Genomic DNA, 25,947 nt, shown 5'->3' with positions numbered 1-25,947 from the left:
TGCGCAGGGGCCTGCGCAGCGTGGTTCCGAAATCCCGAGGGCTCCAGCATCACGCAGTCACCTGCCCCGTATCCGTGCCGCGGGAGCCCACCTTCACCGAAATGTCGCTCAAGGAACACGCAAGGGGGCCCGATCCGGCCCTGATGCGGTGGGCCGCTGTGGGTCGGGTCACGTCCGGGCCGTCCGGGGGCGTGACCGATGCCCTAGGTTGGGAGCCGTGCGCGAGACCGTGTTCACCTATGCCGCCCCCGCCCTGAAGTTCGGCCCCGGTGCCTCCACCGAGATCGGCCACGACCTCGCGGCGCGCGGCGCGCGGCGCGTCCTGCTGATCACCGACGCCGGCGTGGCCGCCACCGGCATCCCCGAGCGGATCGCCGAGAGCATCCGCGCGCGCGGCGTCGAGGTCGTCGTCTTCGACCGCGCCCGGGTCGAGCCCACCGACGCCTCGATGGAGGAGGCGATCTCCTTCGCCCGCGACCTCGGGGCGCTGGACGCCGTCGTCGCCGTCGGCGGCGGCTCGGCGATCGACACCGCCAAGGCGGTCAACCTGCTCACCACCAACCCCGGCGAGCTCATGGACTACCTCAACGCACCGGTGGGCCGCGCCCAGGCGCCGGTCCACCCGCTGCTGCCCCTGGTCGCGGTGCCCACCACCACCGGCACCGGCAGCGAGAGCACCACCATCTGCGTGCTCGACGTGCTCGCGCTGAAGGTGAAGACGGGCATCAGCCACCCCGCCCTGCGCCCGACCCTGGCGGTCGTCGACCCCACCCTGACCCTCACCCAGCCGGCGTCGGTCACCGCGGCGGCCGGCATGGACATCCTGTGCCACGCCCTGGAGAGCTACACCGCCCGCTGGTACGGCGACTTCGACGCCAAGCAGCCCGAGCAGCGGGTGCCCTACTGCGGGTCCAACCCGATCGCCGACCTGTGGTCCGAGCGCTCGCTGTCGCTGCTGTCCACCGCCTTCCGCCGCGCCGTGCAGCACGGTGACGACGTCGAGGCGCGCGAGCAGATGGCGCTCGCGGCGACCTTCGCCGGCCTCGGGTTCGGCAACGCCGGGGTGCACATCCCCCACGCCAACGCCTACCCGATCGCGGGGCGGGTGCGCGACTACCGTCCCGACGGCTACCCCCAGGACGAGGCGATCGTGCCCCACGGCATGGCGGTCTCGCTCACCGCGCCGGAGGCGTTCCGGTTCACCTTCGACGCCGCCCCGGAGCGCCACCTCACCGCCGCCCGCCTGCTCGATCCGAACGCCACCGGCGACGGCCCCGACGTGCTGCCGCGCGTGCTCACCGCCCTCATGCGCGACATCGGCATCCCCAACGGCCTGGGCGAGGTCGGCTACGGCGAGAGCGACGTCGACGACCTCGTCTCGGGTGCGGTGCAGCAGCAGCGGCTGCTCGCCACGGCCCCCAAGACCGTGACCGAGGAGGACCTCGCCGCGGTGTTCCGCGACTCCCTCGAGCACTGGTGAGCCCGACGGCCTGACCGGGGTGCTCCCGCCCGAGGGCGCCTCACTACGCTGAGGGGATGAACCCGCGTCACCGTCGACTGGTCATCCCGGTCGCGCTCGTCGCGCTGCTGGTCATCGTCGTCCTCTCCGCCCTGCGATGAGCGACGGCGCCGTCGCGGGTGCCTCCGCCGCCCCCGGTGTGCCCGACGGGGCCGCGTGGGCCGAGCTGGCGGCGCTGCTCGGCGACGTCGACGCGCTCGTGCGGGCGGTGGCCTCGGGACGACGCCGCGACGGCGCGCCGCCCTGGCGGCGCGTGGAGCTGCGGCCGGTGGACCTCAAGTCCGGTCCTCACCTGCAGGTCGTCGCCTACGACGCGACCCAGGCGCACACCGCCAACCACGCCGCCGGTCCGCCCGCGGCCGCCCGGGTGGCCGAGCTGCTGGCCCTGCCCTTCGGGCACTGGCACGTCGAGACGACCCGGGCCACCGTGCAGGCGCGGGTGACCAAGCGCGGCGAGCTGCTGGTGCACCGGAAGGCCCGGCCGACGGGTCCGGAGCCGGCGCCCGACCGCGGGCACGACCAGGCCAAGCAGCGGCTGGTCCCGCTCGACGACCCGCTGTGGCGGGCCCTGGGCCTGGCCGACGCCCAGGGGCGCATCAAGCCGTCGCGGCAGGCCAAGGTGCGCCAGGTGGAGGAGTTCTGCCGGCTCCTCGACGCCACGGTGAGCGAGGCGGTCGAGCAGGGTCGGCTGCGGCGCCCATCCGCCGCGGCGCCGTGGCGGATGGTCGACCTCGGCTGCGGCAACGCCTACCTCACCTTCGCCGCCCACCGGCTGCTCGTGCGCCGCGGGCTGGCCGTGAGCACCGTCGGCGTCGACGTCAAGGACCAGGCCGGCGAGCACCACGCCGAGGTCGCCGCCCGGCTGGCCGGCGCGCTGGGGGAGGACCTCGGCGCCTCGGTGGGGTTCGTGCGCGGCGGCATCGCCGACGCCGAGGTCAGCCCCGCTCCGGAGATCGTGCTGGCCCTGCACGCCTGCGACACCGCCACCGACGACGCCCTGGCCCGCGCCGTGGCCTGGGAGGCGCCGGTGGTGCTGGCCGCCCCCTGCTGCCACCACGACGTCGCCGCCCAGCTGCGCACCGCCACCCCGCCGCCCGGGCACGGCCTGCTCACCCGCCACGGCATCCTGCGCGAGCGCGTGGCCGACACCCTCACCGACGCCCTGCGCGCCGGAGCGCTGGCGCAGGTGGGCTACCGCGTGGACGTCGTGGAGTTCGTCGCCAGCGCCCACACCCCGCGCAACACGATGTTGCGCGCCACCCGGCGCGCCGGCGGGACCGGTGAGGCCGGTGCCGCCGCGGCCGCCGAGTACGCCGCACTGGTGACGGCCTGGGGCGTGCGCCCCCGCCTCGGCGACCTGCTCGCGGCGGCGGGCCACCACCTGCCCGGGGCCCCCGCCGGTCCGACCGGCCCGACCGGCCCGTGAGCCCGATGGCGCGGGCGGGTACGGTCCTGGGCGTCCTGGCCCTGGTGACGCCGTTCGCCGTCGGCGGCGTCGGGGCCGTGCAGGGCGTGGCGCGCCCCGCCGCGCGGGAGGTCACGACCTTCACCGATCCCGACATCACCGAGTCCAGCGGCCTGGTGCGCCTCCCCGGCCCGGACGGGCTGCTCGTCACCACCAACGACTCCGGCGACTCCGGTCGGGTCTTCGTGGTGGATCCCCGCACGGGCGACACCGTGGGCACCACCACCTACGACCTCGAGCCGCGCGACGTCGAGGCGCTCGCCCCCGGCGGCCCCGACCACCCGCGCGAGGTGTGGGTGGGCGACGTCGGCGACAACCTCGCGGTGCGCGACGACGTCGCGGTGTGGCGGGTGCCGGTGGGGCGCGGCGACCGCACGGCGAGCCCGACGCGGTACCCGCTGACGCTGCCCGGCGGACCGGCCGACGTCGAGAGCCTGGCCACCGACCCCGCCACCGGACGCCTCGTGCTGGTGACCAAGGGCTTCTTCGGCGGCCGGGTGCTGCTCGCCCCGGCGCGGCTGCGGGCCGATCGCCCCAACCGCGTGCGCGAGATCGGCACCGCCCTGCCGATCGCCACCGACGCCGCGTTCACCGACGACGGCCGGTTCCTGGTGGTGCGCGGCTACGGCCGGGCGGTGGTGTACTCCTGGCCCGACCTCGAGGGGGTGGGCGGACTGCGCCTGCCCGCCCAGGACCAGGGCGAGGCGGTGGCCACCACCCCCGGGGGCACGCTGCTGCTCTCCAGCGAGGGCGTGCGGGCGCCGGTGCTCGAGGTCGTGCTGCCCGCCCGCCTCCGGACGGCGATGCAGCCGCCCGCCGCCCCCGACCCGTCGGCCGCCCCCGGCGACGCGGCGCCGGCCGGCCCCGGGCGCGGCTCCGACGCCGGCCGCGGGACGGGCCTGGTCGCCGGTGGCGCCGCGCTGCTGGTGGCCGGGGCCGCGACGATCGCCCTCGTGCGGCGTCGGCGCGGGCGGTGAGACCGGTTCAGCCCTGGGTTCAGCCCTGGGCCAGCTCGCCGATCACGTGGTCGAGGCAGCGGGTCAGCGCCAGCACGTCCTCGGGGTCCACCGCCGGGTACATGCCGATCCGCAGCTGGTTCTGCCCCAGCTTGCGGTAGGGCTCGGTGTCCACGACGCCGTGGGCGCGCAGGGTCGCGGCCACCACGTCGGCGTCGATGCCGGGGTCGAGGTTGATGGTGCCGATCACCAGGGAGCGGTGGGCGGGGTCGGTGACGTAGGGCGTGGCCAGCGGCGCGGCCTCGGCCCAGTCGTAGAGCGCGGTGGCGGAGGCGGTCGTGCGCGCCACCATGCCCGGGAGGCGGCCGTGGGCGTTCATCCAGGCCAGCTGCTGCTCCATCAGGAAGAAGGTCGCCAGCGCCGGGGTGTTGTAGGTCTGGTCCTTGAGCGAGTTGTCGATCGCGGTGACGAGGTCGAAGAACGCCGGGACGTGCCGCCCGCTCGCCCCGATCCGCCGCGCCCGCTCGATCGCGGCCGGCGACATCAGGGCGAACCAGAGGCCGCCGTCGGAGGCGAAGCCCTTCTGCGGGGCGAAGTAGTACACGTCGCACTCGGCGACGTCCACGGGCAGGCCGGCGGCCGCGGAAGTGGCGTCGATCAGCACCAGGGCGTCGTCGTCGGCACCGTCCGGGCGGCGCACCGGGGCCATGACGCCGGTGGAGGTCTCGTTGTGCGCCCAGGCGTAGGTGTCCAGGCCGGGGCGTCCGACCGGGAGCGCCAGCCCGCCCGGCGCGGTGCGGAGCACCTCGGGGTCGGCCAGCCAGGGGGCGGCGGTGGCGGCGGTGGCGAACTTGGAGGTGAACTCGCCGTAGACCAGGTGCTGGCTGCGGTGCTCGATCAGGCCGTAGGTGGCGACGTCCCAGAACGCCGTCGCGCCGCCGTTGCCGAGCACGACCTCGTAGCCCTCGGGCAGGTCGAAGAACTCGCGCAGACCCGCGCGCACCCGCGCCACCAGCTCGCGCACCGGCGCCTGGCGGTGGGAGGTGCCCATGAGCGCGGTGCCGGTGGCGGCGAGCGCGTCGAGGGCGCCCGGGGCGAGCTTGGAGGGCCCGGCGCCGAACCGCCCGTCGCGCGGCAGCAGGTCGGCGGGGATCTGGATCCGGTTCACGCGGGGAGCACCTCTCGCGGGTGTCGTAGGGTCGGCTGGGCCATTCTCTCAGTGGGGGGCCAGCGGATTTCATCAGGAGGGTGCGATGGTGACGATCCCGGGCGAGCCGCGCCCCGACACGACCGGGCTGCGGATCGAGGCCGTCGGCTACACCCACCCCGACGCCGCCCGGCTGATCGCCGAGGTGCAGCAGGAGTACGTCCGCCGCTACGGCAGCCACGACGCCAGCCCGGTGGACCCCGGGGAGTTCGACCCGCCGCGCGGACTGTTCGTCGTGGCCTACCGCGGCGCCGAGCCGGTCGGCACCGGCGCGTGGCGCGAGCGGCGGCTGGCGGTGCTCGGTGTGGCCGAGGCGCCCGGGGCGTGTGTCGAGGTCAAGCGGATGTACGTCGCGCCGGGCGCCCGCGGCCTCGGCGTTGCCCGCCGGGTCCTGGCGCACCTGGAGGCCACGGCCGCGGCCGCCGGCGCGTCGGTGATCGTGCTCGAGACCGGCACCGCCCAGCCCGAGGCGATCGCGCTCTACACCTCCAGCGGCTACGTGCCCGTGCCCGGGTTCGGCCACTACCGCGACTCCCCGCTGAGCCGCTGCTTCGGCAAGCGGCTGGGCTGACCGGTTCCAGGGGCGGCACCCACCCCTCAGTCGGGCCATGCCGCCCGACGATCGGGCAGGCTCGCGGCGTCCGCCGGACGGCGTCGTCGTGCAGCGCCTAGCGTCGGTGGGGTGTCTCGGAGCGGGTGGTCGTCGCGGGAGGGCCGGGCCGTGCCCCTGGTCCTGGTGCTCCTGGTCGGCGTGCTGATGCTCCCACCCCCGCGAGCGGACGCCGCTCCCGTCCTGGAGGACTTCCCCGCCTACCAACCGGCCACCCGGTGCTCACCCCACCCGCGGCCCGGCACCCTGGTGCTGGCCCGGTTCCTGGTGCGCCGCTACGGCTCGGCGGTGGTGTCCCTGGGACGACGGTGCGACCCCGCCCGCTCCGAGCACGGGGAGCTCGTGACGCCGGTGACCTCCGAGCACCAGGAGGGCCGGGCGATCGACTGGGCGGCCGACGCGCGGACCCGCGCCGGTCGTCGCTCCGCGCAGCGGCTGCTCGACGACCTCTTCGACACCGACGCCCGCGGTGAGCCCGCCGCGACCGCGCGGCGGATGGGGGTCATGTACGTCATCTGGGACGACCGGATCTACTCCGCGTGGCGCGGCTACGCGCCCGAGCCGTACCTCAGCGGCTCCTGCCACCGTCGTCGCACCTGCTCGGCCACGCTGCGCCACCGCGACCACGTGCACCTCTCCCTCACCCGCGCCGGCGCGCGCGGGGACACCTCCTGGTTCCGCGGCCGGCTCTGACCCTGCGCGCGGGAAGGTCCGGGAACGGCTCCGGCCGGCCCCGCGAGCGGGACCGGCCGGAGACCGAGGAACGAGGGGAGAGCGTCAGCTGGCGGCCCAGTCGGGGTTCCAGCCCTCGACGGCGTCGGCCGGACGCGAGGACGGGCCGGTGTAGATGGCCGAGGGGCGGATCAGGCGACCGGTGCGCTTCTGCTCCAGGATGTGCGCCGACCAGCCGCCCGTGCGGGCGCAGGTGAACATCGAGGTGAACATGTTCGCCGGCACCTCGGCGAAGTCGAGCACGATGGCGGCCCAGAACTCCACGTTGGTCTCGAGCACGCGGTCGGGGCGGCGGGCGCGGAGCTCGGCCAGGGCGGCCTTCTCCAGGGCCTCGGCGACCGCGTCGCGGGCGGCGCCGAGCGCGCGCGCGGTGCGACGCCGCACGCGGGCGCGGGGGTCCTCGGCGCGGTACACGCGGTGGCCGAAGCCCATCAGGCGCTCGCCGGAGTCGAGCAGGCCCTTGACGTAGGCCTCGGCGTCGCCGGTGCGCTCGACGTCCTCGATCATGCCGAGCACGCGCGAGGGGGCGCCGCCGTGCAGCGGGCCGCTCATGGCACCGATCGCGCCCGAGAACGCCGCGGCGACGTCGGCGCCGGTGGAGGTGATCACGCGGGCGGTGAAGGTGGAGGCGTTCATGCCGTGCTCGGCGGCGCTGCTCCAGTAGGCGTCGATGGCCTTGACGTGCTTGGGGTCGGCCTCGCCCTTCCAGCGCAGCAGGAACTTCTCGGCCAGGGTGGCGCCGCTGTCGACGATGCGCTGCGGCACGACCGGCTTGTGCAGGCCGCGCGCGGACTGGGCGGCGTAGGAGAGCACCATGACGGCGACGCGGCCGAGGTCCTCGCGGGCCTGCTCGTCGCTGATGTCGTAGGTCTGGCCGAAGCCGAAGGCCGGCGCGAGCATCGCGACCGCGGCCTGGACGTCGACGCGGACGTCGCCGGTGTGCACCGGCAGGTTGTACGGCTCGGCCGGGGCCAGGCCGGGGGTGTAGGACCCGTCGATCAGCAGACCCCAGACGTTCTCGAACGGGACGCGGCCGACGATGTCCTCGATGTCGACACCGCGATAGCGCAGCGCGGAGCCTTCCTTGTCGGGCTCGGCGATCTCGGTCTCGAACGCGACGACGCCTTCCAGGCCGTGGTGTACCTCGGTCATGAGCCGGTGCTCCTTCGCATGCGGTGGTGGGCGGGCATGGGTGGCCCACCGGCTGATTCTGCACCACCCGCTCGGGCACGCTGCGGCGTCCTACCCTGTGGAGGTGAGCGGGCAGTCGGGAGTGGACCTCAGCGGGTGGCGCGAGAACTACACGCGCGGGGGCCTGGAGGAGTCCGACCTCACCGCCGACCCCCTCGCCCTGTTCTCCCGCTGGTTCGACGACGCCGCGGCCGCCGGGCTGTACGAACCGAACGCCATGGTGCTCGCCACCGCCGACGCCGGCGGTGTGCCGTCGGCCCGGATCGTGCTGCTCAAGGGCTTCGGCGAGGACGGGTGGCGGTTCTTCACCAACCACGACTCCCGCAAGGGCGGCGACCTGGCCGCGAACCCGCGCTGCTCGCTGCTGTTCCCCTGGCACCCGCTGGAGCGCCAGGTGCGCATCGAGGGCGTCGCCACCCCGCTGCCGCGCGAGGAGGCGGCGGCCTACTTCGCCGTGCGCCCCCGCGGCTCGCAGCTGGGTGCGTGGGCCTCGCGCCAGTCCTCGGTCGTCCCCGACCGCGCCGCGCTGCAGGCCTCCTACGACGACGCCGCCGCCCGGTTCGAGGGCGCCGACGTGCCGCTGCCCGACTTCTGGGGCGGCTACGTCGTGCGCGCGGAGTCGGTGGAGTTCTGGCAGGGCCGCCCCTCCCGCCTCCACGACCGGCTCCTCTACCGCCGCACCGGCGCCGGCTGGACCACCTCCCGCCTCGCCCCCTGACCCGCGGGGGTCCCCGGGGTTGCAACGCACGACAGCAGCCCCCGGATCAACGGGGGGTGCCGTGGCGGCCGGCGCCGGCGGTGAACGCGGTGGCGCCGGCGAGGGTCTCGCCGGAGGCCAGGACGGCGTAGCCGTGGGCGAGCTCGCCGCGCAGGGCGGCGTCCAGGGGCAGGTCCCACTGCTCGATCGCCGAGAGGCGGTCGTGGCGCAGGCAGTTCTGGGGGAGGGCGGCGAGGGAGGTGGCGAGCTCGAGGGCGGCGTCCAGCGCCGCGCCGGGCTCGACGACCCGGTTGACCAGCCCGATCCGCTCGGCCTCGACGCCGTCGATGCCGCGGCCGGTGAGGATGAGGTCCATCGCGCGGCTGTGGCCGATGAGGCGGGGCAGGCGCACCGTGCCGAGGTCGATGAGCGGCACCCCGAAGCGGCGGCAGTAGACGCCGAACGTCGCGTCCCGGGCGGCGACCCGCAGGTCCGCCCACAGCGCGAGCTCCAGCCCGCCGGCCACCGCCGGGCCCTCGATCGCGGCGATCACCGGCGTCACCGTGGTGCGCCGGGTGGGGCCCATCGGGCCACGCGCGCCCGGGGAGAGGTCGCGGGTGTCGCCGGCGGCGAGGGCCTGCAGGTCCGCGCCGGCGCAGAACACCCCACCCGCCCCGGTGAGCACGATGACGGCGACGTCGGGGTCGGTGTCGGCGGCCGCGACGGCGTCGTCGAGCAGGGCGGCGGTGGCGTCGTCGACGGCGTTGCGCACCTCCGGTCGGTCCAGGGTGATGACCGCCACCGGACCGTGGCGGACGACGTCGACGGCGGGGCGCGGGGCGGTCTGCTCGGACATGGTCGGAGCCTAGGGCGGAGCCCGGGACCGGCGTGGTGGGCACGCGCGAGAAAGGCGTTGTGGGAGCGCGAGGAGCGACCTAATCTTGCTCGTACACGAGGAAGGAGGTGGTCCGAAACAATGATTTCTGGGACACGTGAGGTGGCTGCCCGCTAGCAGCCCAGCACCCTGGCCGGGGTCCTGAACCCCGGTTGCGCTGCTGGCGAATCCTCAGCAGTCACCCGACCCGCAGTCGATCCGGAGCGTCCCTCCGGTGCGGCACCCGATCCCCGGTCACCGGGGTCGGCGCCACGACTGCGGGTCGTCTGCGTTTTCCTCCCTCCCGATCCGGAATATAGTTGATGAAGTCAACTGTTAGGAGGGGTATGTCCACCACGTCCCATCGCCCGCAGCACGTCCGCTCCCGTCACACCCCCGCGCACCGGGCCGGCGGGGAGACGCCACCGCCGCACGAGCACCTCGGGGAGCACGCTGACCACGGGCAGCCGCCCGTGATGACGCACCGCCAGATCCTGGAGGCCCTCAGCGGCCTGCTGCTCGCGATGTTCGTGGCGATGCTGTCGAGCACCGTGGTGAGCAACGCCCTGCCCCGCATCGTCACCGACCTGCAGGGCACCCAGTCCGGCTACACCTGGGTCGTGGTGGCGACGCTGCTCGCGATGACCGCCAGCACCCCGCTGTGGGGCAAGCTCGCCGACCTGTGGGACAAGAAGCTGCTGGTGCAGTCGGCCCTGGTGATCTACACCGTGGGCTCGCTGATCGCCGCCCTCGCGCCCTCGATGGGGGTGCTGATCGGGGGCCGCGTGGTGCAGGGCCTCGGCGTCGGAGGCCTGACGGCGCTCGTCCAGGTCGTGATCGCGGCGATGGTGCCCCCGCGTGAGCGGGGCCGGTACTCCGGCTACATCGGCGCGGTGTTCGCCACCGCGACGGTGAGCGGCCCGCTGCTGGGCGGCGTCGTCGTGGACAGCCCGCTGGGCTGGCGCGGCTGCTTCTTCATCGGCCTGCCCTTCGCGCTCGCCGCGTTCGTGGTGCTGCAGCGCACCCTGCGGATCCCCGTCGTGCGCCGCGAGACCCGCATCGACTACCTCGGTGCCACTCTGCTGGTGGGCGGGGTGAGCCTGCTGCTCATCTGGGTGTCGCTGGCCGGCTCGGAGTTCGCGTGGATCAGCGCCACCAGCGCCTGGCTCATCGGCGCCGGCGTGGTTGTGCTCGCCGCCGCGATCCTGGTGGAGGCCAAGGTCGCCAGCGACCCGATCATCCCGCTGCGGCTGTTCCGCGACCGCACCACGGCGCTCGCGACCGGCGCCGCCGCGCTGGTCGGTGTCGCGATGTTCGGCGCGACGGTCTACCTCAGCCAGTACTTCCAGCTGGCCCGCGGCATGAGCCCCACCCACGCCGGTCTGATGTCGATCGCGATGGTCGGCGGCCTGCTCGTCTCCAGCCTCGTCTCGGGTCGCATCATCACCGCGACCGGCCGCTGGAAGCGGTGGCTCGTGGGCGGTCTGGTGCTGGTGGTCGTGGGCTTCGTCCTGCTCGGCACGATCGACGCCGACACCCCGCTGGTGCGCGTGGCCGCCTCGATGGTCGTGGTGGGCCTGGGGCTGGGCGCGGCCATGCAGAACCTGGTGCTCGCGGTGCAGAACGCCGCCCCCGTGGCCGACCTCGGCGCGGCCAGCTCGGCCGTGGCGTTCTTCCGCTCCCTCGGCGGCTCGATCGGCGTCAGCGTGCTCGGCGCGGTGCTCAGCCACCAGGTGAAGGACGACGTCACCACCGGCGGCGCGCAGCTGGTGGCCCAGGGCGTCACCCCGCCGCCGGCCTCCGACGGCGCCACCGGCTCGATCCCGGACCTCGCGGCCCTGCCGACGCCGTGGCGCGACCTGTACGAGCACGCCTTCGGCTCGGCCACCGGGCACGTGTTCCTCCTCGCGGTGCCCTTTGCCATCCTTGCCCTCGTGGCCGTGCTGTTCATCCGGGAGACCCCGCTGCGCACCACGCTCGGCGACGCCGCCCGGGGCGAGCGGGTCCCGCCGGAGGCCGCCGCGGCCGACGCCGTCGGTGTGCCCGCGTCGGCGGAGCGCTGATGACCCCGGACCGGGCCGACTCGCTGGTCGCGCTGGAGCACCAGATCGGCGTGCTGATCCGCCGGGTGCGCCGCGTGATCGCCGTGCGGGCCGGCGCGGTCCACCCCGACCTGCAGTCGGCGTCCTACCTGATGCTCGTCACCCTCAAGGAGCAGGGCCCCCTGCGCGCGTCCGCGCTCGCCGAGCTCTACGACATCGACAAGGGCGCGATCAGCCGGCAGGTCACCCATCTCCTCGAGCTCGGCCTGATCACCAAGACGCCCGACCCGCAGGACGCCCGGGCCAGCCTGCTCGCCGTCACCGAGGACGCCGTGGTGCGCATGGAGGACGTCGCCGCCCACCGCCGCCGGTGGCTGGACGAGCAGCTCGTGGAGTGGACCGCGGCCGATCTCGCCGGCTTCGTGGCCGACCTGACCCGCTACAACGGCACGCTCAACCGCGGGTCCGGCGCCCCCGACTGATCGGTCGACGGCGCCGGACCCCGGAGCGTCTCAGTCGCGGCGCCACCAGGCGGCGGCGTCGGGGGCGAGCAGACCCTCGCTGACGGCGGCCCCGGAGCTGACGACCACCGCCTCCCCGGCGGGAACCGCCACCGCAGCGTCGCCGCAGTTCACGACGCAGGTCCAGGCGCCGCGACGCAGGGTCAGCACGTCACCGTCCACGGCGACGTCCACCTCGCGCACCTCGCCGACCTCGGCGCCGAGGCGACGCCGGGCCGCCAGCGCCGCGCGGTACAGCGCGAGGGTGGAGGCGGCGTCGTCCTCCTGGGCGGCGGCGGTGAGCGCGGCCCACTCCGCGGGCTGGGGCAGCCACGGCTGGCCGTCCTCGCGGGGGGAGCCCGGTCCGAACCCGAACGGCGGAGCCTGCCCCGACCACGGCATCGGCACCCGGCAGCCGTCGCGGCCCGGCTCGCCGGTGCGGAACCATGACGGGTCCTGCCGGAACTCCGGGGCGACGTCGACCTGCTCCAGGCCCAGCTCCTCGCCCTGGTAGAGGTAGGCCGAGCCGGGCAGGAACAGCATCGCGAGCGTCGCCGCCCGGGCGCGGGCGAGCCCGCTCGCGCCGCCGCCGTAGCGGCTGGGGTGGCGCACGACGTCGTGGTTGCTCAGCACCCAGGTCGGGCTCGCGCCCACCGGGGCGAGGGCGGCCAGGGTGCCGGTGACGACGTCGGCGAACGCCGTGGCCGACCACGGGGCGAGCAGCCAGGCGAAGTTGAAGGCCTGGCTCAGCTCGTCGGGACGCACGTAGCGGGCCATCGACTCCGGGGTGCGGGTCCAGGCCTCGGCCACCGCCATCCGGTCGCCGGGGTAGTCGGCCAGCACGCGGTGCCAGCGCTGGTACACCGCGTGCACCTCCGGCTGGTCCCACATCGGCTCGTCCACCGCGACCCGCTCGACCATCGACGCCGGGGCGTCGGGGTCACCGGCGTCGGGGTCCGGCTTGACCTGGTCGCGCAGCGAGGCCTCCTTGAACAGCCCGTGCGCGACGTCGATGCGGAAGCCGTCCACGCCGCGATCGAGCCAGAACCGCAGCACGCCCTCGAACAGGTCGCCGACCTCGGGGTTGCGCCAGTCCAGGTCGGGCTGGGTGGAGTCGAAGAGGTGGAGGTACCACTGCCCGTCCTCGACCCGCGTCCAGGCCGGGCCGCCGAACACCGAGTCCCAGTTGTTGGGGGGCTCGGAGCCGTCCGCGCCGCGGCCCTCCCGGAAGAGGTAGCGCGCCCGCTCGGGGCTGCCGGGGCCGGCGGCGAGCGCCTCCTGGAACCAGGCGTGGTCGCTGGAGGTGTGGTTGGGCACGACGTCCACGATCAGCTTCAGCCCCAGCTCGTGGGCACGGGCCACCAGCGCGTCGGCGTCGGCGAGGGAGCCGAACAGCGGATCGACGTCGCAGTAGTCGGCCACGTCGTAGCCGTGGTCGTGCTGGGGGGAGCGGTAGAACGGCGTCAGCCACACGGCGTCGACACCCAGCGCCGCCAGGTGCGGCAGCCGCGAGGTGATGCCGGGTAGGTCGCCCACCCCGTCGCCGTCGGCGTCGGCGAAGGAGCGCACGTAGACCTGGTAGACGACGGCGTCGCGCCACCAGGTGGGCGCGGCGGTGGGGGTGGAACTCACGGGGGTCCTCCTGTGATGCGGGTCGGGTGGGGCCGGCCTGCCGGGGGTGTGGGTGGGCCGGAAGCGGTGGGGTCAGGCGAAGGCGGCGGGGTCGATCGCGACCCAGACGTGCTCGGCGTGCCCGACGAGGTCCTCGCCGTCCCACAGCGAGGCGGCGGTCCAGGTGCGGCGGCCCTCGGTGCGCCGGTGCTCGCCGACGACGACGTGGCGCACGCCCGCGCGGGGAGCGCGGAGCACGACGGCGGTCATCTCGCCCAGGACCATCGGCCGGTCCTCGAGGTCGCTGCTCCAGCCACCGGGACAGTCGAGCGCGGCCCAGGTGACGGCCGTCGGCAGGGTGAGGTCGTCCTCGGCCAGGGCCGGGTGGGGCACCCAGGTGGCGGCGACCCGCCCCTCGGCCACCGGGCCCGGGAAGATCCGCAGTCCCTCGCCGTCCTGCCGGGCCGGGCCGCAGGCGAAGCAGCCGGGGAACGGGTGGTGCGCCAGCCCGGCGTAGCGCTGCTCGGCGAGCGCCGCGGCGGCGACGTCGACCGGGGCGGGCGGTGCGGCAGCGAGGGCCCCGGCCCGCGCGGTGGCCACCGGCGCGTCGGCGTCGTCGTCGAGCAGCACGAGCGCGCCAGGGTCGTCGGCGAGGGGGGTGACGGGCAGGGGGCGGTCCAGCGGCGGCGGTCGGTGCAGGCGCACGGTGACCGGCGCGACGTCGGGGCCACCGGGGTCGTCGGGGCCGTCGAGCAGCCGTGCGGCGAGGGCGCCCGCCGTCCATCCGCCGTTGCCCGAGCGCGGCGGCCCGCAGCGGGCGGCGGGCACGGTGAGGTGCGGCATCGGAGCAGCGGCGGTCGGCACCCCCCGAACCTATCGGTCAGGGGTGGGCGCCCGCTCCTCGACGACCGTGCGCCGTGCCCGTCGAGGAGGCGCCCCGGCGCGATCAGCCGGCGCGCTGCTCGCGCAGGCGGTGGTAGCGGTCGAGGGCCTCGGTGCGCTCGGCGGCGTGGTCGACGATCGGCGCGGGATAGCCGCCGGCCCGGCGTTCGGCCGCCGTCGGCTCGTGGGGCTTGCGGGCCGCGGCGAGCTCGGGCACCCACCGGCGCACGTACTCGCCGGCGGGGTCGAAGCGGGTGCCCTGGGCGGTGGGGTTGAAGACCCGGAAGTACGGCGCGGCGTCGGTGCCGCAGCCGGCGGTCCACTGCCAGCCGTGCTGGTTGGAGGCGAGGTCGCCGTCCACGAGCCAGCGCATGAAGTGCCGGGCGCCGTGCTGCCACTCCACGTGGAGGTCCTTGACCAGGAAGCTCGCCGCGATCATCCGCACCCGGTTGTGCATCCAGCCGGTGGCGCGCAGCTGGCGCATGCCGGCGTCGACGACGGGGAAGCCGGTGCGGCCCTCGCACCAGGCCTCGAAGCCGGGCCCCGGGTCGTCGTACTCCATGTGCGCGAACTCGGCCTTGTAGTAGTCCCGCGCGGTGTCGGGACGGCGGTGCAGCACGTCGGCGTAGAACTCTCGCCACGCGATCTCCTGGCGGAACGTCTGCGCTCCCTCGGAGCCACGCTGGATCAGCGGCTCGAGATCGGCCAGCAGCGTGCGGGGGTGCAGCTCGCCGTACTTCAGGTGGTGGCTCAGGCGGCTGGTGCCGTCGACGCCGGGACGGTCGCGCTGCTCGTCGTAGTCGGCCACCCGCTCGAGGAACTCCTCCCAGCGGGCCCGGGCGGCCGCCTCGCCGGCCGGGGGCAGCGCGAGCCCGTCGGGCAGCGGGGCGTCGGGCAGCTCCTCGGCGTCGTCGAGGGCGAGCCAGTCCACGCCGCCGGTCCTGTCCGGGGCCGCCACCGGCCCGCGCCAGCCGTGCTCGCGCCAGGCCCGCGAGAACGGCGTGAACACCTGGTACGGCCCGCCGCTGCCGGTGCGCACCCGCCCCGGGGCGACGGCGTAGGGCGAGCCGGTGCGCACCAGCTCGATGCCGGCGTCGGCCAGCGCCTTCTCGACCTCCTCGTCGCGGCGCGCGCCGTAGGGGCCGTAGTCGGCGGCGACGTGCACGCGGGTGGCGCCCACCGCGCGGGCCGCCGCGACCACCACCTCGCGCGGGTCGCCGTGGCGCACCTGCACCGGCACGTCGTCGCGCAGGGACCGCAGGCTGGCCACGAGGTAGGCGCGCCGGCTCGGCCCGGCGGGGCCCCACAGGGCGGGGTCGACCACGAACAGCGGCAGCACGGCGCCGTCGTCGACGGCGTGGCGCAGCGCGGGGTTGTCGTGCAGGCGCAGGTCGCGGCGGAACCACATCACCGAGGTCATTCCGCCGAGGCTGTCAGGTGGGGGGGCCGCCCGCACCACCCGGGAGGCGGGCGCGACGGTGACGTCCGTGACTTGTGGGGCCTCACGCCCGATGCGCCACAATGGGCGCGTGAGCGACCTCATCGACACCACCGAGATGTATCTGCGGACCATCTACGAGCTGGTCGAGGAGGGCATCGTGCCGCTGCGGGCCCGCATCGCCGAGCGCCTGCACCAGAGCGGCCCGACGGTCTCCCAGACCGTGGCCCGCATGGAGCGCGACGGCCTGCTCACCGTCGAGGGCGACCGGCACCTCGAGCTCACCGAGGAGGGACGCCGCCTCGCCACCCGCGTGATGCGCAAGCACCGGCTCGCCGAGCGACTGCTCACCGACGTCATCGGCCTGGACTGGGAGCTGGTGCACGAGGAGGCCTGCCGCTGGGAGCACGTGATCTCCGAGACCGTCGAGCGCCGGCTCATCGAGCTGCTCGGCCACCCGACCGAGTCGCCCTACGGCAACCCGATCCCCGGCCTGGACGAGCTCGGCCAGCCTGCGGCCTCGCAGGACTTCATGGAGGGCGTGGTGTCCCTCTCCGCGGCCGCCGGCGAGGCCGAGTCGCGGGTGCTCGTGCGCCGCATCTCGGAGGAGATGCAGAAGGACGAGGCGCTGATGAGCGCCATGCGTCGCGCCGGCGCGCTGCCCGACAAGTCGATCACCGTCGTCGCCACCGGTCACGGCGTGCTCGTGGGCTCGGGCGGGGAGACCGCGGAGATCGAGCACGACTCCGCCGAGCACATCTTCGTCACGCGCCTCTGAGGGGCGCCGTTTCCCGTCGTCACCAGCGAAATGCACCGGATCCGCGTCGGAACCGGTGCTTTTCGCTGGTGACGACGGGAGACCTCAGCCCCGCGCGGCGCGGGCGTCGGCGAGGGCGGTGAGGAACTCGCTGGTGCCGGCCTCGAGCCGCACCGTGGCCAGGGGGTCGCCCCGGGTGACGCCGCGGTTGAGGATCACGACCGGGGTGCCGGCCTTGGCGGCGCGCCGCACGAACCGCAGCCCGCTCATCACCGTCAGGCTCGAGCCGGCCACCAGCAGGGCGCCGTCGCGGTCGGGGAGGCGGTCCACCGCCTCGGTGCACCGCGCCACCCGGGGGCGCGGCACGTTCTCGCCGAAGAACACGACGTCGGGCTTGAGCACCCCGCCGCAGACCTCGCAGTCCGGCACGACGAAGCGCGCCACGACGGCGTCGTCGTCGAGGTCGACGTCGCCGTCGGGGCGGGTCTCCAGGGCCTCGCCGCCGGCGAGGAAGTCGGGGTTGAGGGCGGTCATCCGCTCCTGCAGCAGCGCGCGGGAGGAGCGGGTGCGGCAGTCCAGGCACACGACGTCGGCGATCCGGCCGTGCAGCGCCACGACGCGCGGGGCGCCGGCGGCCTCGTGCAGGCCGTCGACGTTCTGGGTGACGAGCAGGTCGGCACCCAGTCGCGCGGCGGCGCGGTGGCCGTCGTTCGGCACCGCGTGGCCCATCCGGCCCCACCCGAGGTGGGAGCGAGCCCAGTAGCGGCGCTGGGCCCCGGGTCCGGACACGAACTCCTGGAAGGTCATCGGCGCGCGCACCGGGGCCTGCGGGCCGCGGTAGTCTGGGATGCCGGAGTCGGTGGACACCCCCGCGCCGGTGAGCAGTACCAGGGGCCGCGCGGCGAGCAGGTCCAGCGCCTCGCGCCAGGCGGCGCCGTCGGGCGGGTCGGGCGGGCGGGGTGCGGTGTCGGGCAGGCGCAGCGACGGCGTCGTGACGGCGGCGTGCGGTGCGGGTCGGCTCGGCATGCGGGCTCAGGTTCCGGGCTCGGGGTCTCGCGGGGTGCCGATCAGCGGCCGTAGCGCACCTGCGCGCGGGCGCGGGCCTTGGCGGCCTCCACCTCGCGGTCGCGGGCCGGGGCGGCGGTGACCAGGGAGTCGACCAGACGTCGGGTGGCCGCGGTGATCTCGGCGACCGCGGCGTCGAAGGCCTCCGCGTTGGCGCGGGAGGGGGCGGTGGTGCCGGCGATCTTGCGCACGTACTGCAGCGCCGCGGCCGCCACCTCGTCGTCGGTGGCCGGCGGCTCGAAGTTGTGCAGGGGGCGGATGTTGCGGCACATGCCGACCAATCTACGCAGCGTCCCCTCCCCGCGGGCAGGCCCGCGGGGAGGGGACGGTCGTGCGACCACCGGCCGTGGACGCCTACTGCTCCACGGGGTCGGGCAGGTCCAGGAACTCCGCGTCGTCGCCGGTCACCAGCACCACCCGCCCGTCAGGCAGCGGCACGGTGCGCACGTCGGCGACGTCGGGCCCGATCTCGGCGGCCACCATCGTGTCGGCCATCTCCCCCTGGCCCAGGGACAGGATCGAGACGTAGCCGGTGCGGCCGCGCTCCACCACGGTGAGCAGCTGGCGCCGCTGCGGCAGCCAGGTCACCTGGCGCGGATCCTGTCCGGCCCGGGTGGTCGAGCCGCGGCCGTAGGACACCACGTCGATGCGCCGCGGGTCGGTGAGGTTGGTGACGTCGAACAGCCCGGCCTGCCCGCCCCAGACCCGCCGGCCGTCGTCGGTGGTCTGGGGTCCCTCGCCCAGGCCCACCACGCGCTGCTCGCCGAGCGGGTGGAGGTAGGAGGAGAAGCCCGGGATCTTGAGCGTGCCCAGCAGGGTGGGCCGCTTGCCGGTGAGGTCGACGGCGTAGAGCGGGTCGATCTGGCGGTAGGTGACGAGCAGCGCGAGCCCGTCGAACCAGCGCACCGACCGGATCTCCTCGCCCGTGCCGAGGCCGCCGAGGCGGCTGGTCTCGACGAGCGCGCGTCCCTGCGGTGCGAGGGTCACGATCGCGTTCTCGTCGCGGGTCTCGACCGAGGGGCCGAGCGCGAGGCGGAGCACGCCGTCGGACTCGTCCATCGACCACCGGTCGCGCAGCGTGCCCTCCACCGAGCCGGCGCCGAGGTAGCGGGCCCCGGTGCCCTCCAGGTCGAAGCCGTAGAGGTAGGTGGTGCCGGGGTCGGAACCGCCGGGGGAGTACACGACGTCGCACGCGAAGCAGGGGTCGGACCAGCCGGTGGGGGAGGCGGCGAGGTAGAGGTGGTCGGGGGAGGCGTAGCTGAGCGGCGTGCGCCCGGCCACGCCGAACGACCCGCCCGAGCGCGGGTCGTCGGCGGCCTCGAAGCCCACCACCGTGGTGGTGCCGAGGGTGAGGTCGGCGCGGGGGAGGGCGACGTCGCGGCAGTCGACCGCCGGCTCCGGCTCACCGCCGTCGATCGTCACGGTGGGCAGCCAGTCCGTGACCGTGGTGTCCCGCACGACCTGCCGGGCGTCCTCGGTGCTCGAGCCGCGGCGGAAGTCGAGATCGGGCAGCCCGGAGTCGAGCACCAGGCGCACGACGCCGTCGTGCAGGCGGGCGGCCTGCAGGCCGGCGTCGTACACGGAGGTGCGCACGATCCGGGGTGCCGAGGGGCGGGCCACGTCGATGGTGAGCACGCGGGTGCGCTGGGCGTCGGAGGCACTCGCGAAGGCCGTGACCGTGCTGCCGCTGAGCAGGATCTCCCCGCCCGGCATCGGCCCGAGGTCGAGCGTCGCGCGCCGCACCACCCGGTCGCCGCTGACGTCGTCGACGGTGAGCACGTCCTCGCGCAGCCGCAGCAGCAGCCTGCCGTCGGTCTTCACCGCATCGGGCTCGTCGACGCCCGCCTCCTGCACGTTGGTGCCGGTGGGCTCGCTCACCGCGGTGCTGGTCTTCGGGGCGTCCATCGCCGCCCGGGTGCCCGTGTCCAGGCTGGCGAGCTCGGAGGTGAAACGGTCCAGGACGAGGCCGTCGCGCAGGTCGTACCCGTACTGGGGGTACTCGCGCGTCCGCCAGCCGCCGGGGCCCACCAGCGGCAGGGCGCGCTCGACGTAGGACTCGCGCAGTGCCTCGCACGACGCCGGGGCGCGCAGGGCGCCGGTGAAGGCCACCGGGGTGAGCGCGCCGGGGCCGGGCGCGGGTGCCGCGGCGCCCGGACCGCCGCCGGAGGCGTCGTCCCCGGGGCGGGCGACCATCAGCCCCGCCACGAACGACGCCGCCACGAGCCCCAGCACGCCGGCGCGGCGCAGCGGGGCCGCGGTGCGGCGGCGGGCGAGCAGGTCGGTGGGGTCGGCGGTCGTGCCGGCCAGCGCGCGGCCGCGGGCCCGGATGGCGTCGGTGGGGGCGGGGCCGACCGGCAGGTCGTCCCAGTGCTGCTCGAGCTCGGTCATCGTCGTCCTCGGTTCCCGTGCGGTGCGGAGTCGTCGGCGTGGGCGGGGTGGGCGGGAGCCGCGGGGTCGGCGGCGGCGGCCGTGCGCCCGGGGGCCAGGTCGCGCAGGTGGTCGGAGGCGGCCAGCTGCGCCAGGCCGCGGGAGAGCCGGCTCTTCACGGTGCCGGGCGCCACGCCGAGGGCGGCGGCGGCCTCGGCCTCGCTGAGGCCGGCGAAGTAGCGCAGCACCACCGCCTCGCGCTGGCTGCGGTTCAGGCCGGCGAGCGCCCGGTGCACGGCGTCGACGCGGGCCCGGTCCTCGGCGCCGTCGGAGGCGGGGGCGGTCTCGGGCAGCCGGTCGGTGGGGTGCTCGCCCCACCAGTGACGACGCCGCGAGTCGCGCAGGCAGTTCACCAGCATCCGGTAGACGTAGGCCTGGCGGTCGCGGGCCGCCGCGACGCGCTCCCACGCGGCGTAGCAGCGGGCCAGGGTCGTCTGGGCCAGGTCCTCGGCCTCGGCCGGGCGGGCGCCGAGGAACACCGCGGAGCGGACCAGGCCGGGCCAGGCCTGCTCGACGAAGAGGCGGAACTCCTCCTCGCCGGTCTCGGGCCGGTCGGGTGGGCTGTCGGGTGGGGGCGGGGGCGGTGCCACGAGCGCTGCCTCTCGTCGGGGGCGGGTTCCCCGGAACGACGGGGTGGGCGGCCCCCAGGTTCCCCCGGACGTCCACGGATGTCAGCCCGAATTGCATCCTGCTTCCTGGATCGAATCTCGGTGGCGTGCCGAGGAAGATCCTCGGACGGGCGATCCGCCGCCCCGCGGCCCGCCATCCGACATCGGGGCGTTCCGCATCGTCGATGCTGCGCACGCCGCGCGCTCGAAGGCCCTAGCCTTGACCGCATGTCCTCGTCCGCAGCGCCGCGTGATCTCGACCTCCTCCTGCTGGGCGCCACCGGGTTCACCGGCGGCCTGGTGGCCGAGTACCTCGCCGAGCACGGCCCCGCCGGCCTGCGCTGGGCGCTGGCGGGCCGCAACGAGGCCAAGCTGGCCGCCGTGCGCGACCGGCTCGCCGCCCGCTTCCCGGCCTGCGCCGACCTCGAGCTGGTGGTCGTCGACGCCGGCGACGTCGCCGCCCTGCGCGACGTCGTCGTCCGCGCGAAGGTCGTGGCCACCACGGTCGGCCCCTACCTCGTGCTCGGCGGCCCGGTGGCCCAGGCGTGCGCGGAGACCGGCACCGACTACGTCGACATCACCGGCGAGCCCGAGTTCGTCGACCGTACCTACCTGGCCCACCACGCCACCGCCGTGGCCAGCGGGGCACGCCTGGTGCACGCCTGCGGCTTCGACTCCGTGCCGCACGACCTCGGCGCCTTCTTCACCGTCACCGAGCTCGCTCCCACCGGCCCCGTGCGGCTGCGCGGCGTCGTGCGCTCCAACGCCACTTTCTCCGGGGGCACCTTCCACTCCGCGATGGGGGCCTTCTCCCGCGCCAAGCAGATGGCTGCCACCGCCAAGCAGCGCCGCGCCGCCGAGGGCCGCCCCGAGGGGCGCCGCGTCAAGCCCGAGAACGGCAGGCCGACCCGCGACCGCACGCTGGGCTACTGGCTGCTCCCGCTGCCCACCATCGACCCCCAGATCGTCGTGCGCAGCGCGGCCGCGCTGCCGGTCTACGGCCCCGACTTCCGCTACGCCCACTTCGCCGGCACCAAGACCCTGCGCTACGCCGCCGGCGGCGCCCTCGGCGTCACCGGTCTCGCGCTGGCCTCCCAGGTCCCACCGCTGCGCGCCCAGCTGCTCAAGCGGGTGCCCCAGGGCGAGGGGCCGAGCGAGAAGCGCCGGGCGGCGTCGTGGTTCACCGTCGACTTCGTCGCCGAGTCCGGCGGCCGCACGCTGCACACCCGCGTGTCCGGCGGCGACCCGGGTTACACCGAGACCGCCAAGATGATCGCGGAGGCCGCGCTGAGCCTGGCCTTCGACGACAACCCGCCCACCGCCGGCTGTGTCACCACCGCCCAGGCGATGGGCCCCGCCCTGCTGGCCCGGCTGCGGGCGGCCGGGATGCGCTTCGAGGTCGTGGGGTGATCCGATGATGACCGAGTCCAGCCCCCTGCACCCGATCGGCGCGGGCCCCGACGCCGCCCCCGCCGGGGTCGGCGGCACGGTGGGGGCCGCCCGCGCCCCCCGGGCCCTCGTGATCGAGGACGCCCCCGAGTTCCGCCGCAGTGCCCGGATCCTGCTCGAGCGCGAGGGGTTCGAGGTGCTCGAGGCCGAGGACGGCGAGAGCGGCCTCGCCGCCGCCCGCCAGCAGCGCCCCGACCTCGTGCTCATCGACGTCCTGCTGCCCGGCATGGACGGCTTCGACGTGTGCCGCGAGCTGCGCACCTTCACCGACGCCTACGCGATCATGGTCACCGGCTGCGACGACGAGGTCGACAAGGTCGTGGGCCTGCGCGTCGGCGCCGACGACTACGTCACCAAGCCCTACTCCGCCCCCGAGCTCGTGGCCCGCATCGCCGCGGTGCGACGCCGCCCGCGGGTCGCCCCGGCCCCCGAGGCCGTGCACGGCGACCTCGTCGTCGACGACGTCGCCCGCGAGGTGCGCGCCCACGGCGTGCCGGTGGCGCTCACCCGCACCGAGTACGACCTCGTGGCCGTGCTGGTGGCCGAGCCGCGCCGGGTGGTCACCCGCGCCCAGCTGCGCGAGATCGTCTGGGGCGACCGCGTGGGCGACCTCCACGTCGTCGACGTGCACGTCGGCAACATGCGCCGCAAGGTGCGCGCCGCCCTCGGCGGCACCGAGCCGTTCGTCACCGTCCGCGGCGTCGGCTACCGGTTCGAGCCCCCCGCCGGCTGAGCCGGGAGCGGGCAGTGTGCTCGGCTGACCGAGCAGACTGCTCGACACGCCGAGGCGCGCGCGGCGTGTCGTGACGTGTGCTCGGCTGACCGAGCAAACTGCCCCGCGACACGCACCTCAGTGGGGGGTGGGGAGGCGTCGCTGCACGACCTCGTCGAGCACCCCGAGCGGCATCGATCCGGAGTCGAGCACGGCGGTGTGGAAGGCCCTCACGTCGAAGGCGTCGCCCTGGCGGGCCTGCGCCTCGGCGCGCATCCGCAGCAGCTCCAACCGGCCCACCATGTAGCTGGTGGCCTGGCCGGGGTTGCCGAGGTAGCGGTCGATCTCCGGCTGCACCATGCCGAGGGTGAGCGGGGTGTTCGCGAGCATGTAGTCCACGGCCTGCTGCCGGCTCCAGCCCAGGGCGTGCATCCCGGTGTCGACGACGAGCCGGCACGCGCGCATCGAGTCGGCGGCGAGCATGCCCATCCGGTCCACGGGCCCGGAGTACAGCCCCATCTCGTCGGCCAGCCGCTCGGTGTAGAGGCCCCAGCCCTCGGCGTAGGCCTGGTGGTGCAGGTGCTTGCGGAACTCCGGCACCCCGTCGAGCTCGCCGGCGATCGCCAGCTGCAGGTGGTGGCCGGGCACCCCCTCGTGGAAGGCCATCGACTCCAGCTCGAAGGTGCCCCACGACGTCGGGTCGTCGACGTTGACGAAGAACGTGCCGCCGCGCGAGCCGTCGGCGGCCGGCGGGAAGTAGTAGGCCTTGGCGCCGGTGGTCGTGGAGCCGACGGCGCACGGGGCCTGCGGCAGGGTCTCGAACCACGCCGGCAGGGCCTCCCAGGCGCGGGCGAGCGCGACCTCGGAGGCGCTGACGAGGTCCTCGGCGCGGGTGAAGTGCAGCGCGGGATCGGTGCGCAGGGCCTCGAAGATCGTGGCGAGGTCGCTGCTGCCGACGACCTCCGGACCCAGGGCCCGGTACTCCTCGGCCAGCTGGTCCACCTGCTGCAGCCCGATGTCGTGGATCTGCTGCGCCGAGAGCGTGGTGGTGGTGGTGGAGTAGCGCAGCAGGGCGGCGTAGGCCCGTTCGCCGTCGGGCACCCAGCACAGCCCGGCGCGGTCGTCGGGACGGGCGCCGTCGGGGTCGGCGGCCGCGCGTGCGATCGCCTCGCGGTAGCGCGCCATCCCCGGCCGCACGGCGTCGGCGACGGCGCCCGCCACCCGCTCCCACCAGTCGGCGGCCACGCCCTCGGGCGGGCTCGGCACGGCGGTGAGCACGGGGTCGGCGTCCAGCGGCGCGGCGAGGGCGGCGTCGAGCTGGGCCAGCGCCGCGTCGACGGCGAAGCGCATCGGGGTGCGGCCGGCGGCGCGCCCCTCGTCGAGCCGGTCGGCGAGCTCGCCGAAGTAGCGGCCGATGCCGTGCAGCTTCTCCACCATCGCCTCCGCGACGGCAGGCGTCGGCAGGCCGCACATCCCGAGCACGACCGGGATGCCCACCTGCGGCCCGAACACCGGGTCGACGTCGATGTCCAGCAGCCGGGTCTGCAGCCGGTCGGCCTCGGCGGTGGCCGTGGCCTCCAGCACCAGACGGGTCAGTCGTTGCTGGTCGTCGAGGTCGCCGGGCTCGATCGCCCAGGCGTCGGAGGCGAAGGTCCTCAGCGCCTCGATGCGCCGGTCCTCGGCCGCCCGGGTGGCGTCCTCGAAGAACCCGGCGTAGGTGTAGTCGCCGAGCAGGTGGCCCTCGGTGGGCTCGGTCTCGAGGTGGTAGCGCCAGAAGGCGGTGGCCAGTTGCTCCAGGTCGGCGGCGTGGTCCTCGCTCATGCCCCCACCCTAGGCAGCCCGCACCCCTCCTCGGAGGGGGCGGGGCCGGCCGCCGTCATGGCGGGTAGAAGTCCGGGGGTGCCAGCACGACGATCCACCAGATCCACGCCGCCTGGCCGACCACGCCCGCGACCACCCAGCCCGCCGTCAGCAGGGTGTGACGACGTCGCCAGGCCGGCAGCCCCCGGGCGGCGCCGAGGAGCAGCACGGCCAGCGGCACGAGCGGGGTCAGGTAGCGCACGGTGCTGGTGGTGCCGTCCACGACGAGCAGGAGGTACCCGGTGTAGGCCGCGCACCACACCCGCAGCCGCACGTCCACGGCCGGCGCCGCGCCCGGCACCAGCAGCACCAGGGAGAGCGTCAGGGCCACCGCCAGCGCGATCGTCGGCACGACGGTGATGCTGCTGGGGTACTCGACCGCCCAGCGCAGGGTGCGCAGCCACGGCTCCAGGGGCTGCACCTCCCCGCCGGTGCGCCAGGCCGCCATGGTGTCGGCGTAGGCCTCGCGTCGTCCCGTGCCCCACCACGCCACCAGGGGCCACAGGACGCCGGCGAGCCCGCTGAGCCCCACCACGCCGAGCAGGGCCAGGCCCTCGCGCCGCCGGATCGGGCGACGGCCGCGCTCGCGCCAGCGCCACCCCACCGCCACCAGGACCACCGCGGTCACGGGCAGGGCCATCGGTCGGGTCAGGCCGAGCAGCACGGCGAGCAGGCCGGCGGCCCACCACCGCTCCCGCACGAGCAGGAGCAGCACGCCGGCGAGCACGAGCATGCCGGGACCCTCGGTGTAGGCCATCTGCAGCGACGGCGAGGCCGGCCACGCCGCCCAGACCGTGATCGCGGCCAGCGCGACGGGCTCGGCGGTGGGGGCGGGCAGGGTGTCGAGCAGGAGTCGCACGAGCACCACGGCCGCCGCCGTGGCCGCGGCCAGGGCCAGCCAGGGTGCCACCGTGGCGAAGGAGGTGCCCGTGAGCGCGGCGACCGCGCGGGCCAGCAGGGGGAACACGGGGGAGAAGGCCCAGGGGTTCTGCGCGACCCGACCCTCGGCGTCCAGCGGCAGCGTGTCCGGATACCCGTCGGTGGCGATGCGCTGGTACCACTGCGCGTCCCACGAGAGCCGCAGGTCGATGTCGTCGGGGGCCGGTGCGGTCACGCCGGGGAACCACGCCTGGTCCTGGGCGGCCCGCGCGAGCAGCAGTGCCGAGACGGCCCGCACGGCGAGGAAGAGCAGCACCGTGCGCCCCCACCACGGCAGCGCCCCCCAGCGGGCCGTCAGGCGCGTGACCACCGCGGGGGGACGGCGTCCGCGCGGGCCGCGATCGCGGCGGACCGGGGGCTCGGCGGTGCGGGGCGCGGCGTCCATCGTCGTCCAGTCTGGCGCACG

At 75.5% G+C, this 25,947-nt stretch carries 23 protein-coding genes; 11 read left to right on the top strand and 12 right to left on the bottom strand.

Translation table 11 applies throughout. The features are described from left to right. Positions 1-217 precede the first annotated feature (217 nt). The 3 genes from ACERUJ_RS13805 to ACERUJ_RS13795 all read left to right on the top strand — a co-directional run bounded on the left by ACERUJ_RS13805 (position 218) and on the right by ACERUJ_RS13795 (position 3,961). Complete coding sequence (locus ACERUJ_RS13805; protein ID WP_370249218.1) at positions 218-1,480, top strand: hydroxyacid-oxoacid transhydrogenase; 1,263 nt, start codon at positions 218-220, stop codon at positions 1,478-1,480. Positions 1,481-1,616: 136 nt separating this feature from the next. Next, positions 1,617-2,945 carry an SAM-dependent methyltransferase gene (locus ACERUJ_RS13800; protein ID WP_370249217.1) on the top strand — a complete coding sequence of 443 codons (1,329 nt, stop codon included), beginning with the start codon at positions 1,617-1,619 and terminating at the stop codon, positions 2,943-2,945. Between the two features lie 5 nt (positions 2,946-2,950). Beyond that, positions 2,951-3,961: a hypothetical protein gene (locus ACERUJ_RS13795; RefSeq protein WP_372715310.1), complete on the top strand. Its 1,011-nt coding sequence runs from the start codon at positions 2,951-2,953 to the stop codon at positions 3,959-3,961. Between the two features lie 19 nt (positions 3,962-3,980). Here ACERUJ_RS13795 and serC read toward each other — a convergent pair whose 3' ends face one another. Continuing rightward, a complete protein-coding gene (gene serC, locus ACERUJ_RS13790) occupies positions 3,981-5,108 on the bottom strand; it encodes a phosphoserine transaminase (RefSeq protein ID WP_370249215.1) in 1,128 nt (375 codons plus the stop codon). Positions 5,109-5,193: 85 nt separating this feature from the next. Between serC and ACERUJ_RS13785 the strand changes: the two genes are divergently transcribed. Both ACERUJ_RS13785 and ACERUJ_RS13780 read left to right on the top strand, forming a co-directional pair. Continuing rightward, positions 5,194-5,718, top strand: coding sequence for a GNAT family N-acetyltransferase (locus tag ACERUJ_RS13785; protein ID WP_370249214.1), 525 nt, complete (start codon positions 5,194-5,196; stop codon positions 5,716-5,718). 150 nt (positions 5,719-5,868) lie between these two features. Beyond that, entirely contained in the window at positions 5,869-6,450 is a 582-nt protein-coding gene (locus tag ACERUJ_RS13780) for a hypothetical protein (RefSeq protein WP_370249213.1), read from the top strand. Positions 6,451-6,534: 84 nt separating this feature from the next. Here ACERUJ_RS13780 and ACERUJ_RS13775 read toward each other — a convergent pair whose 3' ends face one another. Further along, positions 6,535-7,641 carry a citrate synthase 2 gene (locus tag ACERUJ_RS13775; protein ID WP_370249212.1) on the bottom strand — a complete coding sequence of 369 codons (1,107 nt, stop codon included), beginning with the start codon at positions 7,639-7,641 and terminating at the stop codon, positions 6,535-6,537. A gap of 103 nt (positions 7,642-7,744) precedes the next feature. Between ACERUJ_RS13775 and pdxH the strand changes: the two genes are divergently transcribed. Further along, positions 7,745-8,398 (top strand): pyridoxamine 5'-phosphate oxidase, encoded by a 654-nt coding sequence (gene pdxH, locus ACERUJ_RS13770; protein WP_370249210.1) that lies wholly within the window; start codon positions 7,745-7,747, stop codon positions 8,396-8,398. A 46-nt stretch (positions 8,399-8,444) separates the two neighbouring features. Here the strand turns inward: pdxH and ACERUJ_RS13765 are convergent, their stop codons facing one another. Beyond that, on the bottom strand, positions 8,445-9,233 hold the full coding sequence (locus tag ACERUJ_RS13765) for a crotonase/enoyl-CoA hydratase family protein (protein WP_370249209.1): 789 nt from the start codon (positions 9,231-9,233) through the stop codon (positions 8,445-8,447). A gap of 494 nt (positions 9,234-9,727) precedes the next feature. Between ACERUJ_RS13765 and ACERUJ_RS13760 the strand changes: the two genes are divergently transcribed. Further along, complete coding sequence (locus ACERUJ_RS13760; RefSeq protein ID WP_370249208.1) at positions 9,728-11,314, top strand: MDR family MFS transporter; 1,587 nt, start codon at positions 9,728-9,730, stop codon at positions 11,312-11,314. Then, a complete protein-coding gene (locus ACERUJ_RS13755; RefSeq protein ID WP_370249207.1) occupies positions 11,314-11,775 on the top strand; it encodes a MarR family winged helix-turn-helix transcriptional regulator in 462 nt (153 codons plus the stop codon). Before ACERUJ_RS13760 ends, ACERUJ_RS13755 begins: the two co-directional genes overlap by 1 nt. A gap of 30 nt (positions 11,776-11,805) precedes the next feature. Here the strand turns inward: ACERUJ_RS13755 and ACERUJ_RS13750 are convergent, their stop codons facing one another. From ACERUJ_RS13750 to ACERUJ_RS13740, 3 genes are all read right to left on the bottom strand, one after another. Next, entirely contained in the window at positions 11,806-13,425 is a 1,620-nt protein-coding gene (locus ACERUJ_RS13750) for a glycoside hydrolase family 13 protein (RefSeq protein ID WP_370249206.1), read from the bottom strand. A 72-nt stretch (positions 13,426-13,497) separates the two neighbouring features. After that, entirely contained in the window at positions 13,498-14,268 is a 771-nt protein-coding gene (locus ACERUJ_RS13745; RefSeq protein WP_370249205.1) for a hypothetical protein, read from the bottom strand. Positions 14,269-14,350: 82 nt separating this feature from the next. Continuing rightward, a complete protein-coding gene (locus tag ACERUJ_RS13740; protein WP_370249204.1) occupies positions 14,351-15,706 on the bottom strand; it encodes a deoxyribodipyrimidine photo-lyase in 1,356 nt (451 codons plus the stop codon). A 109-nt stretch (positions 15,707-15,815) separates the two neighbouring features. Here ACERUJ_RS13740 and ACERUJ_RS13735 point away from each other — a divergent pair, with 109 nt between their 5' ends. Then, positions 15,816-16,502 (top strand): metal-dependent transcriptional regulator, encoded by a 687-nt coding sequence (locus ACERUJ_RS13735; protein ID WP_370249203.1) that lies wholly within the window; start codon positions 15,816-15,818, stop codon positions 16,500-16,502. Positions 16,503-16,586: 84 nt separating this feature from the next. Here the strand turns inward: ACERUJ_RS13735 and ACERUJ_RS13730 are convergent, their stop codons facing one another. The 4 genes from ACERUJ_RS13730 to ACERUJ_RS13715 form a co-directional block, all read right to left on the bottom strand. Further along, positions 16,587-17,507, bottom strand: coding sequence for a Sir2 family NAD-dependent protein deacetylase (locus tag ACERUJ_RS13730; protein WP_370249202.1), 921 nt, complete (start codon positions 17,505-17,507; stop codon positions 16,587-16,589). A gap of 41 nt (positions 17,508-17,548) precedes the next feature. Next, the gene (locus ACERUJ_RS13725; protein ID WP_370249201.1) at positions 17,549-17,818 is read right to left on the bottom strand and encodes a DUF2277 domain-containing protein; all 270 of its coding nucleotides are present in this window, start codon (positions 17,816-17,818) and stop codon (positions 17,549-17,551) included. Between the two features lie 82 nt (positions 17,819-17,900). Further along, positions 17,901-19,934 carry a beta-propeller domain-containing protein gene (locus tag ACERUJ_RS13720; protein WP_370249199.1) on the bottom strand — a complete coding sequence of 678 codons (2,034 nt, stop codon included), beginning with the start codon at positions 19,932-19,934 and terminating at the stop codon, positions 17,901-17,903. Next, positions 19,931-20,563, bottom strand: a complete 633-nt coding sequence (locus ACERUJ_RS13715) for a SigE family RNA polymerase sigma factor (protein ID WP_370249198.1) — start codon at positions 20,561-20,563, stop codon at positions 19,931-19,933. The genes ACERUJ_RS13720 and ACERUJ_RS13715 overlap by 4 nt, the downstream gene beginning before the upstream one ends. Before the next feature lie 246 nt (positions 20,564-20,809). On the opposite strand from ACERUJ_RS13715, the gene ACERUJ_RS13710 reads away from it, so the two are divergent. Continuing rightward, positions 20,810-21,991, top strand: coding sequence for a trans-acting enoyl reductase family protein (locus tag ACERUJ_RS13710; RefSeq protein ID WP_370249197.1), 1,182 nt, complete (start codon positions 20,810-20,812; stop codon positions 21,989-21,991). Between the two features lie 7 nt (positions 21,992-21,998). Continuing rightward, positions 21,999-22,763: a response regulator transcription factor gene (locus tag ACERUJ_RS13705; protein ID WP_370249196.1), complete on the top strand. Its 765-nt coding sequence runs from the start codon at positions 21,999-22,001 to the stop codon at positions 22,761-22,763. 117 nt (positions 22,764-22,880) lie between these two features. Here the strand turns inward: ACERUJ_RS13705 and ACERUJ_RS13700 are convergent, their stop codons facing one another. Further along, on the bottom strand, positions 22,881-24,563 hold the full coding sequence (locus tag ACERUJ_RS13700; protein WP_370249195.1) for a DUF885 family protein: 1,683 nt from the start codon (positions 24,561-24,563) through the stop codon (positions 22,881-22,883). Positions 24,564-24,618: 55 nt separating this feature from the next. Then, positions 24,619-25,926, bottom strand: coding sequence for a hypothetical protein (locus ACERUJ_RS13695; protein ID WP_370249194.1), 1,308 nt, complete (start codon positions 25,924-25,926; stop codon positions 24,619-24,621). Positions 25,927-25,947: the final 21 nt, after the last annotated feature.

The organism is Nocardioides sp. (assembly GCF_964228225.1).
GTDB lineage: Bacteria > Actinomycetota > Actinomycetes > Propionibacteriales > Nocardioidaceae > Nocardioides.
This window is presented reverse-complemented; position numbering and strand designations above follow the sequence as displayed.

What these genes read in the sequence shown, in the direction of transcription:
- ACERUJ_RS13800 (WP_370249217.1), top strand. Translation starts at nt 1,617, where the DNA reads ATGAGCGACGGCGCCGTCGCGGGTGCCTCCGCCGCCCCCGGTGTGCCC.
- ACERUJ_RS13795 (WP_372715310.1), top strand. Translation starts at nt 2,951, where the DNA reads ATGGCGCGGGCGGGTACGGTCCTGGGCGTCCTGGCCCTGGTGACGCCG.
- ACERUJ_RS13785 (WP_370249214.1), top strand. Translation starts at nt 5,194, where the DNA reads ATGGTGACGATCCCGGGCGAGCCGCGCCCCGACACGACCGGGCTGCGG.
- ACERUJ_RS13775 (WP_370249212.1), bottom strand. Translation starts at nt 7,641, where the DNA reads ATGACCGAGGTACACCACGGCCTGGAAGGCGTCGTCGCGTTCGAGACC.
- ACERUJ_RS13765 (WP_370249209.1), bottom strand. Translation starts at nt 9,233, where the DNA reads ATGTCCGAGCAGACCGCCCCGCGCCCCGCCGTCGACGTCGTCCGCCAC.
- ACERUJ_RS13760 (WP_370249208.1), top strand. Translation starts at nt 9,728, where the DNA reads ATGACGCACCGCCAGATCCTGGAGGCCCTCAGCGGCCTGCTGCTCGCG.
- ACERUJ_RS13755 (WP_370249207.1), top strand. Translation starts at nt 11,314, where the DNA reads ATGACCCCGGACCGGGCCGACTCGCTGGTCGCGCTGGAGCACCAGATC.
- ACERUJ_RS13740 (WP_370249204.1), bottom strand. Translation starts at nt 15,706, where the DNA reads ATGACCTCGGTGATGTGGTTCCGCCGCGACCTGCGCCTGCACGACAAC.
- ACERUJ_RS13730 (WP_370249202.1), bottom strand. Translation starts at nt 17,507, where the DNA reads ATGCCGAGCCGACCCGCACCGCACGCCGCCGTCACGACGCCGTCGCTG.
- ACERUJ_RS13725 (WP_370249201.1), bottom strand. Translation starts at nt 17,818, where the DNA reads ATGTGCCGCAACATCCGCCCCCTGCACAACTTCGAGCCGCCGGCCACC.
- ACERUJ_RS13720 (WP_370249199.1), bottom strand. Translation starts at nt 19,934, where the DNA reads ATGACCGAGCTCGAGCAGCACTGGGACGACCTGCCGGTCGGCCCCGCC.
- ACERUJ_RS13710 (WP_370249197.1), top strand. Translation starts at nt 20,810, where the DNA reads ATGTCCTCGTCCGCAGCGCCGCGTGATCTCGACCTCCTCCTGCTGGGC.
- ACERUJ_RS13705 (WP_370249196.1), top strand. Translation starts at nt 21,999, where the DNA reads ATGACCGAGTCCAGCCCCCTGCACCCGATCGGCGCGGGCCCCGACGCC.
- ACERUJ_RS13700 (WP_370249195.1), bottom strand. Translation starts at nt 24,563, where the DNA reads ATGAGCGAGGACCACGCCGCCGACCTGGAGCAACTGGCCACCGCCTTC.
- ACERUJ_RS13695 (WP_370249194.1), bottom strand. Translation starts at nt 25,926, where the DNA reads ATGGACGCCGCGCCCCGCACCGCCGAGCCCCCGGTCCGCCGCGATCGC.